The sequence below is a fragment of the Micromonospora sp. C51 genome, from assembly GCF_018070435.1.
Classification (GTDB): Bacteria; Actinomycetota; Actinomycetes; order Mycobacteriales; family Micromonosporaceae; genus Micromonospora; species Micromonospora sediminimaris.
Genome location: NZ_JAGPXQ010000016.1, coordinates 37,830 through 54,986 on the forward strand (window position 1 = coordinate 37,830; position 17,157 = coordinate 54,986).

A 17,157-nucleotide genomic window follows, 5' to 3' on the forward strand; every position below is an offset into this window, starting at 1 on the left:
ACGGGGACGGCACGGAAGCGACTTGCGGCATGTAGCGGCATCACGTGCCCCGGAGACGCCGTCATGCCGCATCCCGCGACCGCCGTGGCAGCCGGCCGAGTCAGGTGTGCCAGGCGGTGACCGTCGTTCCGACGGCTCGCCGGGTCAGGGCCGGTCAGCGAGTCGAGTGAGGAACGCTTGCCAGGCGGTTGGGGGGAAGGTAAGCACCGGGCCGGTGGGGTCCTTCGAGTCCCGCACGCCGACCACGCCGGGCAGGTTGTCGGCGACCTCGACACAGGCACCGCCGTTCGTGGACGAGCGGGACGACGTGCGCCACCGCGCGTCGGTCAGGTGGTCCATGTCTTCGCCGCCTCCTTGAGCAGGTCGAGGGTCTGCCCCAGCGGAAGGGCTTCGCCTCGGACCGCGTCCCATGCCAATCCCAAGCTAGCCAGCGAATCCGGCTCCCCTGCAATCTGTGCCGCCAACTGATTGTCCACATAGCCGGCCCGCATCCCGTCCGGCAGGTCGGCCAAGATGAACGCGCCGGCCAGACCTGGGTAGATGCCAGCGGACAGCGGCACGACCTGCAACCGGATATGCGGCTGCTCAGCGCAGCTCAACAGGTGCTCAACCTGCTCACCCATCACGTCGGGGCCACCGCATGCCCGGCGCAGGACCATCTCGTCAAGCACCACGAAGAGCTGCGGGGCCGGGTCACGTGCGAGCACCGCCTGCCGCTCCAGCCGCGCCGCGACTCGCTGGTCCAGCTCGGTGAGCGGCGTACCGGCCGCCCGGAAGACCGCGCGGGCATACGCCTCCGTCTGGAGCAATCCCGGCACGAAGGAGTGCTCGTACCAGCGCAGCGCCGTCGCCTCCCGCTCGATCTGGATCAACTCGCGCAGCCAGATCGGCGCGGCCTCGCCCTTGACCAGCTCGTTCCAGAGCGTCGCGAAGTAGCCACCCGTGTCAAGCGCCTTGTCGACGGCGGTCAGGTACGGCAGCGTCGGCGGCTTGGTGCCGGTCTCGATCGCGCTTACCTGCGAGTCCGAGCAGAAGACCCGCTCGCCGAGTTGGGCCTGGGTCAGCCCGGCGGTCGCCCGACGTCGCCTCAGTTCGCGAAGCAGGTACTCCGACGGCGAGATTCCCACGGCTTCCACACCCTTCCAGGACGGTCCACACCGTTCCGTGCCACCTCGAAACCGGTCGTCACGTTCCGCGATTGGGCGATGACAGTTCCGAGCGTAGGGGGCGTACGTCCAGGGTGGAAGGAGCACGGCGCACCTGGTGACGGTCCATCCCCCGGACCGGTCGGCGCGACCGTGCCGGGGGTCGCTGCCGGGCGAGCAACCGCAGCGACCCCCGCCCCCAGCCACCGACGAAGGAGGTGCGTCGTGTCCGTGACGAGGCACGCCAACGCCGTTCCGACATCACGCTGGTCGACCCGCCGCGCCGCCCGCACCGCCATCGCGCCGGACGGCACCCGCGAGGATGGGACGCCCCTGGTCGCTGCCGGCGTGTACCTGCTGACCCGCGAGGCATCCCCGCAGTTCGCCACACCGATCACAGTGCGGGTGATCCGCGAGCGGACCGACCGGAGCACCTACGACGGCTGGGCGTGGATCGAGGTGTATCAGCTCGATCCCCGTGGCGAGGCGACCGACCGCCGCGAGTTGTACGTACGCCCCGACGGGATGCGCCCCGCGCCGCCGCACCCACACAGCCCACCGGCCCGACGTGCTGCGGCGAGGGCCGCTGGATGAGCACGCCCGCCCGTGAGCACGCACCGTCCCGCCCGACGTGGCGCTGTCGGGCCTGCGGGATCGCCTGGCCCTGCTCTGCGGCGAAGCTGCGCCTACTCGCCGAGTACCGGGGCAACATCCCCGGCCTCATGATCTACCTCGTGACCTTGCGCGAGGAGGCCATCGCCCAGCTCGCCGCACGCGATCCCGGTACCCGCCTGCCGGACCTGCACCGGCGCTTCACCGACTGGATACCGGCCCGCTCCCGCTGAAGGCCACCCGCCCCGGAGCGCGGTAATCCCCTGCCGCGTCCGGGGGCGGGTCCTGCGGATGATGCAGTCAGCTCCGACACGGAAACAGGACGACCCATTCACGGGCTTGGGTGTCGTTCCCGTGGTTTACTCGCAAGGATGGGCTCGTAACCGCCTACTGGGTAGGGGCACACCGCCGATGTTGCTAAGTTTCCGCTTCGCCAACCATCGTTCGTTTCGCGACGAGCGTCAGCTCAACCTCATGCCCGTCTACGGCGACGGTGCCGAGGCGGACGAGCTAGCTCCGCAGGCGGTCCAGGTCGTTGGCATTTTCGGAGCCAACGCATCCGGCAAGTCCAACTGTCTGGGTGCCCTGGGTTTCATGCGACAGATGGTCGTGGAGTCAGACCGGGCGGTCGAGCCCGGGGTGGGACTGTCTCGGGAGCAATTCCGGCTGGATCCCGACATCGCCACGCAGCCCTCGCAGTACGTCGTGGACCTCATGCTCGGCGGGGTCCGGCACACCTACGGGTTCACGATCGATGACGACCGGGTGCTCGACGAATGGCTCTACCACTATCCGCTGGGTCGCAGGCGGCGCATCTTCGAACGAGATGGAAGCGAATTCTCCTGGGGCGAAGAGTCGGGCCGCCGTCCCTTGGAGCAGATCGCCGAAATCACCGCCCCGACCGCGCTCTTCCTCAGCACCGTCGCCCGTTTCGGCCACAGCCGCTCGGAGCCGGATCCGGCAAACCCACAGCCGCTGCACGACACCTACCGATGGTTCTACCTGATGAGCCAGCGCACCGATCCTGCCTCCGGGCTCTCCGCCCTGATGCGTGCCGGCAGTTCGGACGCGGAGAAGGTACGCCAACTCGTCGTCGACCTGTTGCAGGCCGCTGACGTGGGCATCGTCGACATCGTGGTCCGACCTGACGCAGACCCCGAGGAGCAACCCGCGCAGAATGCGCTCAGGAAGTGGCTGAGAACAGCGGTGGCCTCGATGCGCCTCCCCCGGATCCAGTTCGCGCACCAAGGCCCCAACGGCACCGCGCTGCTCGATCTTCACGACCAGTCCAGCGGCACCCGGCAGTTGCTCACCCTGGGGCTGCACGCCGCTGCGATGCTCCGCACCGGTGCCACGATGTTGATCGATGAGATCGACGCCAGCCTGCATCCGATCCTGACCGCCAAGCTCATCAGCCTGTTCCGCAGCCCGCAGGCCAACCCCCTGGGCAGCCAACTCATCTTTACCAGCCACGACGCGGCGCTGCTCGGCACCATCGACGCTGAGGAGATCCTGCGCCGCGATGAGATCTGGTTTGTGGAAAAGGATGACCAGGGAACGTCCTCGCTCTACCCGCTGACCGACTTCAAACCCCGCAAGGAGGGTGAGAACCGCCAACGCCGCTACCTCAACGGCAACTACGGGGCGGTCCCCGACCTGTCCAGCCACTTGTTCGAGCAGGCACTCGCCACCCGTGGAGACGTGGATGACACCTCGACGCGTTGAACACCGAACAGGCCGCACGGTCGACACCGGCCGGCGGGAAACCGACCTACGCAGGCAGCCGGCTTCCCGGGAACAACGGCGAACCGTGCTGATCACCACGAACGGTGAATCGACCGAGCGGACGTACTTCGACGCGCTGAAGCGCGAACCGTGGATCAGCGCCAAAGTGGCAGTCGCCGTCGAGCGCGGCTCCCCCACCGACCTGGTACGCGGCGCGGGCCGCCGGCAGCGGGACAACGACTACGACGAGGCATGGGCCGTGTGCGACGTCGACCACTACCCACCCGAGGAAGCCTCAGCCGAGGCACAGCGGTCGGGGGTACGGCTTGCCTGGTCCAACCCCTGCTTCGAGGTGTGGCTGCTACTTCATCTGTGTCACCACGCCGGCTATGTCGAGAACGCCAAGAAGGCCCGGGACCTGCTCCGTAAGCACCTCCCCCACTGGGACAAGACGCTGCTCGACTTCGACAGCTTCCGCAGCGGCGTCACCGACGCATGCCGCCGGGCAGCGCGACTCGATCCACCACCCGCTGGAAATCCCTCCACCTCAGTTGGTGAGCTTGTCGCCGCACTACAGCGTTGATCTGGACGCCTCATCAACCGGTGTTTCCACAGACGTCAGCCTCTGTGATCCTTTGGCTTTGGTCCATGATGGAGCGCCTCACTCTTGCGGCGGCGGCCTGATCCACCGCATCGACGGGTGCTGTTAGCATCACCGGCGGACGCGGCCAGCACTCTTGAGGATCCGGCGAATCGATGTCTCGGAACGAGCAGGATCCGTATGTGCTTCTCGGCGTCAGTCGGGATGCGTCACCGGCGCAGATTCGTGAGCGCTACCTGATCCTGGTGCAGGTCTGGCACCCGGACAAGCATCAATCAAGCCCGGAGAATGTGCGCGCCGAAGCCACCCGGCAGATGCAGCAGATCAACCACGCGTACAAACTGCTCACCGACGTTCGGGAACGCGAGACGCGCGAACGCCAGGCCGAGACACAGGAACGCGCGAAGCGCCAAACCGACGAACGCGCGACGCACCAGCGGGCGGGCAGTGGGCAGCGGGCCAGCGACTGGGCAGCACAGCAACGCGAGGCGCGTGAACAGGAGGCGCGGGAGCGTGCGGCACAGGAACGGCGCGCCCGCGAGCGCGCGGCGCGCGAGGCCCGGGAGCAGGAAGCCCGCGAACGCGAGGTACGCGAGCGGGCGGAAGCCGAACGTCTGGCGCGGATACGCGAGCGGGAGGCACGCGAGCATCAGCATCCCCACGCCCGGTGGACGCATCCCCGGTACGAGCCGGCGAACCTACCGGAACCGCTGACCATCGAACCGATAACCATCTCGTTGTCGGATGGCGCCGAGGGTTACACGCTGTTGGCTCGATCCGAAGGCGAGGGGTCTGTGGTCTTCTTTCCCGGCGCCGACGGCGAGCTGCTCCTGTTCCGCGCCAAGGAGACGCTGCACCGGTACCTGACCGAGACCAACAGTCACGGGTTGGCCGCCGTTCCCGGTTGGGACGAGTTCATGAACTCGATCCTCAAGGCCGGAATCAGCGTCGACGACGATCGGTCGTACGACTTCGGGCTGATCCTCTACAGCATCAGGCGCCCGGTCACCGACTGGGTTCCCCGGCTCTTCATCACCAACCGCGATCTCATGGTGGACATCGCGTTGGCGTTCGAGATCGCCGAGGCGTTGGACCTGTTGCGCGCCGGCTCGGCGATCGACACGCTCGACGATCTGATACGGGTCGCCGACCGACCATTCGCCGGATGGGGCGCACGGCGTCGGCTCGACGCCATGAATGCGGGGCCGGCGACCACCGCGTGGCGCAGGGTGATCCGGGCCGTCGAGAAACGCGTACGGTGGCTGCGCTGAGCAGCCGGCCTCGTCACTCCTCTGCGCCGCTGTCACCGGCCTGAATGGACCGGGCGGTCGGCAGCAGCGCATCGCTGAATTCCGGGAGGGTCAGCACGTTGATCGCGACACCGGGCTCGACCAGCCAGAACGCCTGGACGCCGTCGCGCAGACCGACGGTGTCCCCCTGTGGGAACTCACTCAGGTGCCACTCGGCGGGGTCGCGCTCGTGATAATCCCGCAGGAAGTCCCGTAGCGCGGTCAGGTCGACCAGCCGGTCGCCGCGCAGCACGTGGACCCGCAGGTCCACGCGATGTCCCTCGGGCGTCTGCCGCTCCCAGACCCGGCTGGCGAAGCGTACGTCGTCCCACTCGGTGGCGAAGTCCGACACCTCGTCGCCGACACCGGCCGGCACCTGCCCGATGTGGAAACCGTCGAGCACTCCACCGTCGCGCGTCTCGCCGCTGCTCATCCCACCGCCTCGATCGGTTTCCGACTCAGTTGCCCAGCGCCCGCACCTTGGCGATCGTCTCCTGGACGTGCTGCCGGGCGGGCTCGTGCCCCTGGGCCGCCTGGGCGAGCGCCTGTCGGTACGAGTCGATCATGTTGATCAACGGCCCGGCGGCCACGCCCTGCAGGGCCCCGGCGACGAGTTGACGGGCCTCGGCCGCGTCCTGCGCCGCCGCCGCTGTCTTCGCCTTCGCCTCGTCCAGCTTCTGAGCTGCCGCCGCCAGTCTGGCGATCATCTCCGCTGCGCTCACACGCCCTCCCCACGATCGCGCCACCCCGTCGTCGCCTCGTACGCCCGAGCGACCACAGAGGAGCGTACGAGATCCACACACCCGCCGCGACCACCCGACCGCGTGCCCGGCACCGGTGAGATCCTGCACGCTCTCAGCTCGACAGCACCCGAACCACGGCCGCCCGCCGCGCCGCCGTGAATCCCGCTCGACGGTGCAGCGGAGACTCGACCGCGTCGGGTCAGCGCATGGCTCGAAAGAGCAGCAGGTAGCCGCAGTAGGCGAGAGGGACCGCGAGGAAGCAGAGCACGAAACCGAGCACCGGATAGCGGGGTGGGGTGGCCGCACCGACGGCGGGCCGGCCCCAGCGACCGAGCACCAGCCAGCCGCCGATCAGCGCCACCGCGGGCAGGCCGGCGCACATCCAGGCGACCAGAGTGCTGGTGCCGACCACGCCGACACCGGAGGCGAGCACCATCACCAGCATGAGCAGCACGGCGACGCCCGCGAAGCCGAGGTAGACGGCTACCGCCCGGGCCATCGGCGACCAGGTCGGCAGCAGCGCCGGTTGCTGGGCGAGCAGCTCCGCCTGCTGTCCGTGCCGGTCGGCCTCGTCGGCCCAGCGCCGGGCCAGCTCCAGCTCCGTCGCCGGATCGACCTCACCGGCACGCGGGGCCGGCACCCCCGCCGCCGTCGCGCTCACCGCCACCGGCAGCGCCGGGCCCGCCTGGCCCACCCCGACCGGGGAGTACGCCCCGACATCCGGCCGCCCCGGGGCGGCGGCTGCGCCGCCGTCCGACCCCGTCCCCGGTCCCCGTCCGCCGCCCGGGTACCCGGGCGGTCCCGGTGGCCGACCGGGAGGCGGGCCACCGGGCATGACTCCGCCTGGCGTGGCACCGGTCGGTGCGGTGCCGCTCGGGCCGCCCGGTGCGACGCCGATGGTGCGGCCGAGGTGGTCGAGGCGCTGCCCCTGGGCGATCAGCCGCCGGTCCAGGTACTCCACGGCGGCGCCGAGATCCCGCTGCCGTTCGGCTTCGGCGGCGGCACCCTGCTCCCCGGCGCGCTGCTGCACGGCGAGGTGGCGGGCCAGCGCCGCGTACTCGTCGAAGGTGGACACGCCTCACTCCTGCCCGTCGGACGGGTGACCGTCGCGGATGAACGGCACGATCAACCGGACCCGCTGGTCGTGCCGGTCCACCAGCAGCGCCCGATCCGGGCGGGGGACGTACGCGAGGTCGTGCACGCCGAGGTGCAGGCCGAGATCCGAGCCGGTCACGTTCAGCGCGACCAGGCAGGCGACGTCGTCGCGGTTCTGCGTACCGCCGAGGTCGTCGGCGAGCCGGCGCAGGCCGCGCCACCAGCCGAGCAGGTGCACCCCGTGGCCGGGCCCCTGCCGCAGCAGCACCCGCAGGTCGTCGTGGCCCGAGCGGAACGTGGTGGGGTCGCTCTCGCCGAGCAGGCCGGCGGCGGCGTCCATCCCGAACACCACCAGGTAGGCGCGCTCCGGTCGGTCACCGCTTCCGCCGGCAGCGAGGGCGCGGATCCGCTCGCGCAGGGCGGTGGCGTCGAGCCGCTCGACCCGGTGCCCGGCGGCGGCCAACGTGGCGGCCGTGTCGTCGGCCGCCGGGTCGGCGGCGGCGACCAGCGGAGCAAGCACGAACACCGCCTCGCCGGGGGCATGCTGTCGGGCCAGGCTCAGGGTGGCTGCCCGCAGCACCTCGGCCCCGGCGGGCGAGGTGCCGACCACGGCCAGGTGCCGACCGGGCGCGGTGTCCATGATGAACAGGGCGGTGGTGCCGTCCACGTCGACCGTCCGGCCGACCAACGCCAGGGGACGCCGGCCGCCGGGGCGCAACCCGGTGAAGGTGGCGTCCTCCTCGACGCGGGCGGTGTCGTAGCCGCGGAACACCGACGGTGGGCGGGCCCCCGCCGGGCGGGCCTGCCACAGCTCGTGACGCAGCCGGGTCAACTCGTCGGCTGCGGCGTGCGCGTCGGGGAACCGGATCACGGTGTTCGCGCCGGGCGCACCGGCAGCGGTGTTCACCACGGCCGAGCCGACCGGCAGCGTCGCCGCGGCGTCGTTGAGGTGGTCGAGCACTCCCCCGCCGCCGGGCAGCGCCACCCGCAGGGCGAACTGCCCGAAGACCGCCTCGGCGCGGCCGTAGAGCGCCTCGATCCCGGTGGTGCTCTGGCTGGCCAGCACCAGGTGTACGCCGTACGAGCGGCCCTTGCGGGCCAACTCCTCCAGCAGGTCCACCGACTCGCGGGCCAGCGGATCGTTGCCGGCGAGCAGCACGTGGAACTCGTCGATCACGGCGACGATCCGCGGCACCGGGGTGTCGGCGGGCAGGTCGGCGAGTTTGGTGACGCCGTGCCGCTTGAGTGCGGTGGCCCGCCGGTTCAGTTCGCGGCGCAGCTCGCGCAGCACCGCCACGCCGTACTCCCGGTCGCTCTCGATGCCGACGGCGCGGGCGTGCGGCAGCCACGACGGGTCACGTTCGGTGGGCACGAACTCGGTGAAGCTGACCCCCTCCTTGAAGTCCAGGAGGTAGAGCTGCAACTCGGCGGGCGAGTAGCGGGCGGCCAGGCCGTACAGGACGTCGAGCAGGAAGACCGTCTTGCCGGCGCCCGTACGCCCACCGACCAGCCAGTGCGGGGTGGCATCGTCGAAGGCCATCGGGAACGGGTCGCGTCCGGCGCGGCCCACCACGGTACGCAGACCCGCCCGGCCGGAGAGCCCCCACCGCTGCCCGGGCAGCAGGTCGGCGAAGCCGACCGCCTCGCCGCGTCGGGCCGCCTCGCCCAGATGGGTGGCGAGCGCGGCGACGGAGGCCGGCGGGGGGTCGCCGTCGAGGACGACCGGCGCGGCCAGTCCGCTGCCGTCGGCGCTGAACGGCGTGTCGGGCGGGTCGCCGACCCGGGCGTACCCGTCGGTCAGGCGCAGCGAGGTCGTGGCGCCCAGCGGTGGGGCGGACTCGCCCGGCCCGGCCGGCGGCCAGCCGGCGAGCAGCACGCAGACGGCGGCGGCGGGGCCGGCGTGGGTGAGCGCGGCCAGTCGGGCGGCCTCACGGGGCGAGGGGATGGACGCGGCGACCAGCAGCAGCAGGTCCTGGTCCGGCCGGTCGGCCTGCCGCGCGGCCCGGGCGTGCCGTTCGGCGGCGTCGAGCAGCGCGGCGACCTCCGCCTCGGTGGTGGCCGGCGGGTCGACGACTCCGGCGTCGAGCAGCGGTCGCAGCGGTCCGAAGGTGGCGCCGAGGGCGGCGGTGTCCAGCGCGGCGACCCGGACACCGCCGGGCGCGGCGGTCGCCAGCAGCCGCAGCACCAGGGCGCGTAACAGGCCGGCGACCGTCGGCTGGCGGGCGTCGCCGTCGATGGCCAGGTGGTGCCCGGCCCCCAGGGGCAGCAGCACCGGAAAGCCACCGCCGGCAGTGACCGCCTCCCCGACGCGTACCGGAACGGGTCGGCGGGCCAGTGGGGTGCCCGGCGTCGGGGTGGCCAGCGCGGCACCGACCCGGGCCAGCCGGGCCAGCAGATCGGCGTCGACCACTGTGGCCGATGGTGGGGTGGCGCTCAGCGCGGTGCGGGCGGATTCGAGGTGGGCGCGGGCCGCCCGGTGAGCGGCGACCGCCTGCTCGTACGCCGACGCGAGCCTGCCCACACCCCTGCCCTTCGCCGCCGAGCGCCGCCTGGTCGCAGAAACCCTAACGGACGGCGGCGACACCGGCACGTGTCCGAACCGGACGTGTCGGACCGCTGCCTCAGCCGGGTGCGGACGCACGGCGGCCGACGGCCCGAACCGGACCGTCGGCCGCAGCGCACGGTCAGCCGGTGACCGCGTTGAGCGCCGGCAGGTAGCCGTAGCGGTAGCCGTCGGCGTTCGGGTGGTACGCCTCGATGATCCCGGTGACGTCCCGGATCCAGGGCTGGGCGCCGCAGACGCCGTGACCGGCGAAGGTGGGTCGGGTGTCGGCGAAGGTGGCGCCGGCCGCGGCGGCCCGGTCGGCGGTCACGGTGGCGAGGACGTCGGCCGCCTCGTTGAGGATGGTGCGCTTGTAGGTGCTCATGGCCAGCAGTCCGCAGTAGCGGGTCTCGAACAGCCGTGGATAGCCGAGCACGATCAGTCGGGCGTTGGGGGCCCGTTCCCGGATGGCGGCGTAGGTGCGGTCCAGCCGGGCCGGCAGCGTGCCGGTGGCGAACGCCTTCGCGGCGTTGACGGCGTTGGTGCAGGTGGAGGTGCTGCCGAATCGGCAGTCGGTCATCACGTCGGCGAAACCGGCGTCGTTGCCGCCGATGGTGATGGTGACCATGGTGGTGGTGGCGGACAGCGCGCCCAGTTGGTTGTCGAGCACGTCGGCGGTGACCGCACCGCCGCAGGCGGGGAACCGGAAGCTGGCCACGTTGTTGGCCGCGGCCCACAGCGGGGCGTACGACTTCTGGCTGCGCAGGCAGGTGGACAGGTCGTACGGTCCAGCGCCGACGCCGGAGGAGTACGAGTCGCCCAGGGCGACGTAGTGGATCGGGGCGGCGGCCTGGGCGACGCCGGGGACGGCCAGCGCGCCGACGGCGGCGGTGAGGAGGGCGACCAGCGCGGTCAGGGCGCGGGCCAACGGACGGTGTGGCATGACGGACCTCCACGGGGGTGGTGGTGGAGCCCGAGAGCCGCGCGCGTGGCCAAGGGTTGTTACTGGTCGGTAATGCTATCGAAACATCTGGATAAAGTGAATAGCCGTTAAGGCGAGGCCGCGTCCGCGCGGTCGTCCCGCGTGGACGCGGCCTCGTGGAGACCTCTCCGGCAGCTGGCCGTCAGCGCGCCGCCAAGGGCTGGCTGGCCGGGTGGACCGGGGCCGGAAGGGCGCCGACACCGTCGAGGTACGTGTGGATCGCCGCGGCGGCGGCCCGCCCCTCCGCGATCGCCCAGACGATCAGCGACGCACCCCGGTGCATGTCACCGGCGACGAAGACCCCGTCGGCCTCGGTCTGCCAGTCCGCCCGGGAGTCGACCGCGCCCCGCGCGTTACGGGCCACCCCGAGCTGCGCCAGCAACGGCTGCTCCTCGGTGCCCTCGAAGCCGATCGCCAGCAACACCAGGTCGGCGGGGAGCTCCCGCTCGGTGCCCGGCACCACCGTGACGATCCGTCGGCCGTCGCGCTTCTCCACGGTCACCTCGGCGATCCGCACCGCCCGCACCGCACCGGTGCCGTCGTCGACGAACTCCTGCACCGCCACCGCGAAGACCCGCTCGCCGCCCTCCTCGTGGGCCGGGTACTCCCGCAGGACCCACGGCCACGTCGGCCACGGGTCGCGGTCCTCGTCCCGGGCGCGCGGCGGCTGCGGATACAGGTCGAGCTGGTGCACGCCGGCCGCGCCCTGCCGGTGCGCCACACCCAGGCAGTCCGCCGCGGTGTCGCCACCGCCGATGATGACCACGTGCTTGCCGGCCGCGTCGATCGGCGTACCGTCCGCCAGGGTGGCCAGCGCCGGCTGGCCCTCGCCGGCCGCCGCGACCACCCGGTTGGCCGCCACCAGATGCGCCATCGCCTGGTGCACGCCGCGCAGCTGCCGGCCCGGTGTGTCGGTGTCCCGGCCCTGCAACGCGCCACAGGCCAGCAGCACCGCGTCGTGTCGGGCGCGCAGCTGCTCGGCGGTGACGTCGACCCCGACGTTCACCCCGGTCCGGAAGTCGACCCCCTCGGCGCGCAGTTGCGCCATCCGGAGGTCGATGTGCCGCTTCTCCAGCTTGAAGTCGGGGATGCCGTACCGCAGCAGGCCACCGATCGCGTCGTCGCGCTCGTACACGGTCACCGCGTGACCCGCGCGGGCCAGTTGCTGCGCGGCGGCGAGCCCGGCCGGCCCGGATCCGACCACGGCGACCGACCGGCCGGAGGATGCCGGCGCCGGCCGCGGGGGCAGTCCCCGGGCCGCGGCCGCGTCGGCGATCTCCACCTCGACCTGCTTGATGGTGACCGGCGCGCCACCGGCGATGCCGAGCACACACGCGGCCTCGCAGGGCGCCGGGCAGAGCCGGCCGGTGAACTCGGGGAAGTTGTTGGTGGCGTGCAGCGACTCCACGGCCGCGTCCCAGTTGCCGGTGCGGACCAGGTCGTTCCAGTCCGGGATGCGGTTGCCCAACGGGCAGCCGTCGTGGCAGAACGGGATGCCGCAGTCCATGCAGCGGGTGGCCTGCTCGCGGATCAGCCCCTCGCCGGCCGGCGGGTAGACCTCCCGCCAGTCGCTGATGCGCACCGGCACCGGCCGGCGGGCCGGCAGTCGCCGGCCGTAGCGCAGGAAACCGTTCGGGTCAGGCACGAGCCACCTCCTGGGCGACCGCCCGCGGGGCGGGGGCTACCGGCGCGGACGAGCCGGCGGCCGGCTGCCCCGGTGCCGCCAGTGCGCTCATCACCGCGTCGTCGACGTCCTGGCCGGCGGCTTCGGCGGCCCGCATGATCTCCATCACCCGGCGGTAGTCCCGGGGAACCACGGCGGTGAACTCCTCCACCGCCTCCGGCCAACGCTTGAGCAGCTGTTCGGCGATCGCCGAGTCGGTCTCGGCGAAGTGCCGCTGCACCAGCTCGTGCAGGCGGGTCCGTTCCGCCTCGCTCGGCGCGGACAGGTCGACCAGCTCGGTGTTGACCCGGCGTCGGTCGAGGTTCCAGACGAACGCCGTCCCGCCGGACATGCCGGCGGCGAAGTTGCGGCCGGTCGGACCGAGCACCACCACGGTGCCGCCGGTCATGTACTCGCAGCCGTGGTCACCGACACCCTCGACGACCGTCACCGCGCCCGAGTTGCGGACCGCGAACCGCTCCCCCACCCGCCCCCGCAGGAAGACCTCACCGGCGGTGGCGCCGTACAGGATGGTGTTGCCGGCGATGATCTGATCCTCGGCGCGGCCGCCCGCCTCGGCGTCGGCGGAGACGAACGGTGCCGCCGCGTCCGGCCGGACGACCAGCCGGCCCCCGGAGAGTCCCTTGCCGACGTAGTCGTTGGCGTCGCCGTGCAGGCGCAGGGTCACCCCGCGCGGCAGGAACGCGCCGAAGGACTGCCCGGCGGTGCCGCGCAGGGTGAACTCGATGGTGTCGGCCGGCAGGCCGGCACCACCGTGGCGGCGGGTGACCGCACCGCCGAGCATCGCGCCGACACTGCGGTGCTCGTTGCGGATCGCCACCTCGGCCCGCACCAACGGCACCGACTCGTCGGAACCGGTGGCGCCCAGCGCCGGCTCGGCGAGGGCGATCAGCTCGTTGTCCAGGGCCAGCTCAAGGCCGTGGTCCTGAGCGCGTACGCCGCGTCGGGCCGCGCCCTCGGGCAGCTCCGGCAGATGCAGCACCCGACCGAGGTCGAGCCCACCGGCCTTCCAGTGCTCGACCGCCGGCGCCACGTCGAGCAGCTCGGTACGCCCGATCGCCTCGTCGATGCTGCGCAGACCCAGCTCGGCCAGGTAGCCACGGATCTCCTCGGCGAGGAACAGGAAGAAGTTCTCCACGAACTCGGGCTTGCCGGTGTAACGCTCGCGCAGCACCGGGTTCTGGGTGGCGATGCCCACCGGGCAGGTGTCCAGGTGGCAGACGCGCATCATGATGCAGCCGGAGACGATCAGCGGGGCGGTGGCGAAGCCGAACTCCTCGGCCCCGAGCAGCGCCGCGACGATCACGTCCCGGCCGGTCTTGAGCTGCCCGTCGACCTGGACGGTCACCCGGTCACGCAGCTTGTTGAGCAGCAGCGTCTGCTGTGCCTCGGCCAGGCCCAGCTCCCACGGCGTACCGGCGTGCTTGAGCGAGTTCAGCGGAGACGCGCCGGTGCCGCCGTCGTGGCCGGAGATCAGGATCACGTCGGCCTTGAGCTTGGCCACCCCGGCGGCGACGGTGCCGACCCCGACCTCGCTGACCAGCTTGACGTGCACCCGGGCGGCCGGGTTGACGCACTTGAGGTCGTGCACCAGCTGGGCGAGGTCCTCGATGGAGTAGATGTCGTGGTGCGGCGGGGGCGAGATCAGGCCGACGCCGGGGGTGGCGTGCCGGGTACGGGCGATCCACGGCCAGACCTTGTTGCCGGGCAGCTGACCACCCTCGCCGGGCTTGGCCCCCTGCGCCATCTTGATCTGGAGATCGTCGGCGTTGACCAGATATTCGCTTGTGACACCGAACCGGCCGCTGGCGATCTGCTTGACCGCGGAACGGCGGGCGGGGTCGTGCAGCCGCTCGACGTCCTCCCCGCCCTCGCCGGTGTTGGACTTGCCACCGAGCCGGTTCATCGCGATGGCGAGGGTCTCGTGCGACTCGGCCGAGATCGACCCGTACGACATGGCGCCGGTGGCGAACCGCTTGACGATCTCGCTGGCCGGCTCCACCTCCTCGATCGGCACCGGCGGCAGCACACCGTCACGAAGCCGGAACAGCCCGCGCAGCGAACCGGCCCGCGCGGCCAGCTCGTCGACCTTGGCGGTGTACTGGCGGAAGACGTCGTACTGGCGGCTGCGGGTGGCGTGCTGGAGCAGGAAGACCGTCTCCGGGTTGAACAGGTGCAGTTCACCCTCGCGGCGCCACTGGTACTCGCCGCCCACCGGCAGCAGGTCGACCGCCTCGGCGCCGGCCGCCGGCCAGGCCAGCGCGTGCCGGGCGGCCACCTCGGTGTGGATGCCGTCGAGGCCGACGCCGCTGATCGTGCTCGGTGTGCCCCGGAAATACCGCTCGACCAGTCGGGTGTCCAGCCCGACCGCCTCGAAGACCTGTGCGCCGCAGTACGACGACACCGTCGAGATGCCCATCTTGGACATGATCTTCAGGACGCCCTTGCCGAGCGCCTTGACGTAGTTGCGGATCGCGGCCCGCGGCTCGACCCCGGCCAGCGCGCCCGTGGAAATCATGTCCTCCACCGACTCGAAGGCGAGGTACGGGTTGACCGCCGCCGCCCCGTAGCCGATCAGCACCGCCGCGTGGTGCACCTCGCGGCAGTCGCCCGACTCGACGATCAGCGCGACCTGGGTCCGGGTCTGCTCCCGCACCAGGTGCTGGTGCACCGCCGCGGTGAGCAGCAGCGACGGGATCGGGGCGAGGTCGGCGTTGGAGTCCCGGTCGGAGAGCACCAGGATCCGTACGCCGTCCTCGATCGCCTCGGAGACGTGCCGGCAGATCTCGGTCAGCCGGGCTCGGATCCCGGCCCCACCGTCGCGGATGCGGTAGAGCCCGGAGACCCGTACCGCCTTGAAGCCGGGCAGGTCACCGTCCTCGTCGATACAGAGGATCTTCGCCAGCTCGTCGTTGTCGATCACCGGATAGGGCAGCACGATCTGCCGGCAGCTCGCCGGGCCGGGATCGAGCAGGTTGCCCTCCGGGCCGATGGTGGTGGCCAGGCTGGTCACCAGCTCCTCCCGGATGGCGTCCAGCGGAGGGTTGGTGACCTGTGCGAACAACTGATGGAAGTAGTCGTAGAGCAGCCGTGGCCGGGTGGACAACGGGGAGATCGGGGTGTCGGTGCCCATCGAGCCGATCGGTTCCGCGCCGGTCCGCGCCATCGGCGCGAGCAGGATCTTCAGCTCCTCCTCGGTGTAGCCGAAGGTCTGCTGGCGGCGGCGTACCGAGTCGTGGGTGTAGACGACGTGCTCGCGGGCCGGCAGGTCGTCCATCTCGATCAGCCCGGCGTGCAGCCAGTCGGCGTACGGCTGGGCGGCGGCCAACTCGGTCTTGATCTCGTCGTCGTGCACGATCCGGCCGGCGACGGTGTCGACCAGGAACATCCTGCCCGGCTGGAGCCGACCCTTGGCCACCACGGCGGCCGGGTCGAGGTCGAGGACGCCCGCCTCGCTGCCCAGCACCACCAGACCGTCAGTGGTCTGCCACCAGCGGCCCGGACGCAGACCATTACGGTCGAGCACCGCGCCGACGATCTCACCGTCGGTGAAGGCGACCGAGGCCGGGCCGTCCCACGGCTCCATGAGGCTGGCGTGGAACCGGTAGAAGGCACGCTTGTCGGCGCGCATGTCCGGGTCGTTCTCCCACGCCTCCGGAATCATCATCAGCACCGCGTGCGGCAGGCTGCGCCCGGCCAGGTGCAGCAGTTCGAGGACCTCGTCGAAGTTGGCCGAGTCGGAGGCGGCCGGAGTGCAGATCGGGAAGACCCGCCGGATGTTGCCGGGCAGATCCGGGGTACGCAGCAGCGCCTCGCGGGCCTGCATCCAGTTCCGGTTGCCCCGGATGGTGTTGATCTCGCCGTTGTGGGCGATGAAGCGGTACGGGTGCGCCAGCGGCCACGACGGGAAGGTGTTGGTGGAGAACCGGGAGTGCACCAGGGCGATGGCACTGGCCACCCGCTCGTCGGTGAGATCCGGGTAGTACGCGGGCAGCTGGTCCGGGGTGAGCATCCCCTTGTAGACCATGGTCCGGCCGGACAGCGACGGGAAGTACGCCGGCACACCCCGCTCAGCGGTCTCCCGTTCGGCCTGCTTGCGTACGCAGAAGGCGACCCGCTCCAGCTCGACACCGGCCAGCGGGGCACCGGCCGGACCGGCGGGGGTGTCGGTGAGCCGCTTCGCGGCGAGGAAGACCTGACGGATGCGGGGCATCGCCGCCAGCGCCGTCTCACCGAGGTCGCTCGGGTCGACCGGGACGTCCCGCCAACCCAGCACCTCGGCCCCCTCGACCAGGGCGTACTTCTCGACCACTTGCCGGGCACGGGCCTCGGCGGCGTCGTCGTCGGGCAGGAAGACCAGACCGGTGGCGTACTCGCCGGCCGGGGGCAGCGGAAACTCGACCACCGCGCGCAGGAACGCGTCCGGCACCTGGATCATGATGCCGGCGCCGTCACCGGTGTTCGGTTCGGCGCCCCGGGCACCACGGTGGTCCAGCCGGCACAGCGCGCCGAGGCCGTTGGCGACCACCGTGTGCGAGCGCCGGCCGTGCAGGTCCGCCACGAAGGCCACGCCGCACGCGTCATGCTCGTACGCGGGGTCATGGAGGCCGGCAGGGGACGCTACCTGGCCTTCTCGCGGCGCCGGCTGGGGGCGGTGTGGGTACGCAAGGGCCACCGGGCCTCCTGTCGTCGCTCAGGCTGGATCATGGTCGGGACGACGTCGGCCCTGTATCGGACTA

Annotated in this window: 14 protein-coding genes; 5 read left to right on the plus strand and 9 right to left on the minus strand. The window is 71.7% G+C overall.

The genetic code is table 11. The annotated features are described in order from the left end of the window. Positions 1-144: 144 nt before the first annotated feature. Both KBX50_RS17710 and KBX50_RS17715 read right to left on the minus strand, forming a co-directional pair. Positions 145-339, minus strand: coding sequence for a DUF397 domain-containing protein (locus KBX50_RS17710; RefSeq protein WP_210938144.1), 195 nt, complete (start codon positions 337-339; stop codon positions 145-147). Beyond that, a complete protein-coding gene (locus tag KBX50_RS17715; protein WP_374224659.1) occupies positions 327-1,136 on the minus strand; it encodes a helix-turn-helix transcriptional regulator in 810 nt (269 codons plus the stop codon). Before KBX50_RS17715 ends, KBX50_RS17710 begins: the two co-directional genes overlap by 13 nt. Before the next feature lie 234 nt (positions 1,137-1,370). Here KBX50_RS17715 and KBX50_RS17720 point away from each other — a divergent pair, with 234 nt between their 5' ends. From KBX50_RS17720 to KBX50_RS17740, 5 genes are all read left to right on the plus strand, one after another. Continuing rightward, positions 1,371-1,739 (plus strand): hypothetical protein, encoded by a 369-nt coding sequence (locus tag KBX50_RS17720; RefSeq protein ID WP_307870996.1) that lies wholly within the window; start codon positions 1,371-1,373, stop codon positions 1,737-1,739. Then, on the plus strand, positions 1,736-1,990 hold the full coding sequence (locus tag KBX50_RS17725; protein ID WP_210938149.1) for a flavin reductase: 255 nt from the start codon (positions 1,736-1,738) through the stop codon (positions 1,988-1,990). Before KBX50_RS17720 ends, KBX50_RS17725 begins: the two co-directional genes overlap by 4 nt. A 106-nt stretch (positions 1,991-2,096) precedes the next feature. Next, on the plus strand, positions 2,097-3,482 hold the full coding sequence (locus tag KBX50_RS17730) for an ATP/GTP-binding protein (protein WP_210938151.1): 1,386 nt from the start codon (positions 2,097-2,099) through the stop codon (positions 3,480-3,482). Positions 3,483-3,567: 85 nt separating this feature from the next. Continuing rightward, positions 3,568-4,065, plus strand: a complete 498-nt coding sequence (locus tag KBX50_RS17735) for an RloB family protein (protein ID WP_170863272.1) — start codon at positions 3,568-3,570, stop codon at positions 4,063-4,065. 173 nt (positions 4,066-4,238) lie between these two features. Beyond that, positions 4,239-5,354 carry a J domain-containing protein gene (locus KBX50_RS17740; protein ID WP_210938153.1) on the plus strand — a complete coding sequence of 372 codons (1,116 nt, stop codon included), beginning with the start codon at positions 4,239-4,241 and terminating at the stop codon, positions 5,352-5,354. A gap of 13 nt (positions 5,355-5,367) precedes the next feature. Here KBX50_RS17740 and KBX50_RS17745 read toward each other — a convergent pair whose 3' ends face one another. The 7 genes from KBX50_RS17745 to gltB form a co-directional block, all read right to left on the minus strand. Next, a complete protein-coding gene (locus KBX50_RS17745; protein ID WP_210938155.1) occupies positions 5,368-5,805 on the minus strand; it encodes a hypothetical protein in 438 nt (145 codons plus the stop codon). A gap of 25 nt (positions 5,806-5,830) precedes the next feature. Next, complete coding sequence (locus KBX50_RS17750) at positions 5,831-6,094, minus strand: DUF6244 family protein (RefSeq protein ID WP_204014823.1); 264 nt, start codon at positions 6,092-6,094, stop codon at positions 5,831-5,833. Positions 6,095-6,314: 220 nt separating this feature from the next. Next, positions 6,315-7,190: a hypothetical protein gene (locus tag KBX50_RS17755; RefSeq protein WP_210938157.1), complete on the minus strand. Its 876-nt coding sequence runs from the start codon at positions 7,188-7,190 to the stop codon at positions 6,315-6,317. A 3-nt stretch (positions 7,191-7,193) separates the two neighbouring features. Next, positions 7,194-9,731 carry an FtsK/SpoIIIE domain-containing protein gene (locus KBX50_RS17760; protein WP_210938159.1) on the minus strand — a complete coding sequence of 846 codons (2,538 nt, stop codon included), beginning with the start codon at positions 9,729-9,731 and terminating at the stop codon, positions 7,194-7,196. A gap of 163 nt (positions 9,732-9,894) precedes the next feature. Then, positions 9,895-10,695 (minus strand): SGNH/GDSL hydrolase family protein, encoded by an 801-nt coding sequence (locus KBX50_RS17765; RefSeq protein ID WP_210938161.1) that lies wholly within the window; start codon positions 10,693-10,695, stop codon positions 9,895-9,897. Between the two features lie 181 nt (positions 10,696-10,876). Beyond that, entirely contained in the window at positions 10,877-12,379 is a 1,503-nt protein-coding gene (locus KBX50_RS17770; RefSeq protein WP_210938163.1) for a glutamate synthase subunit beta, read from the minus strand. Beyond that, positions 12,372-17,093, minus strand: a complete 4,722-nt coding sequence (gene gltB / locus KBX50_RS17775) for a glutamate synthase large subunit (RefSeq protein WP_210938165.1) — start codon at positions 17,091-17,093, stop codon at positions 12,372-12,374. The genes KBX50_RS17770 and gltB overlap by 8 nt, the downstream gene beginning before the upstream one ends. Positions 17,094-17,157 lie beyond the last annotated feature (64 nt).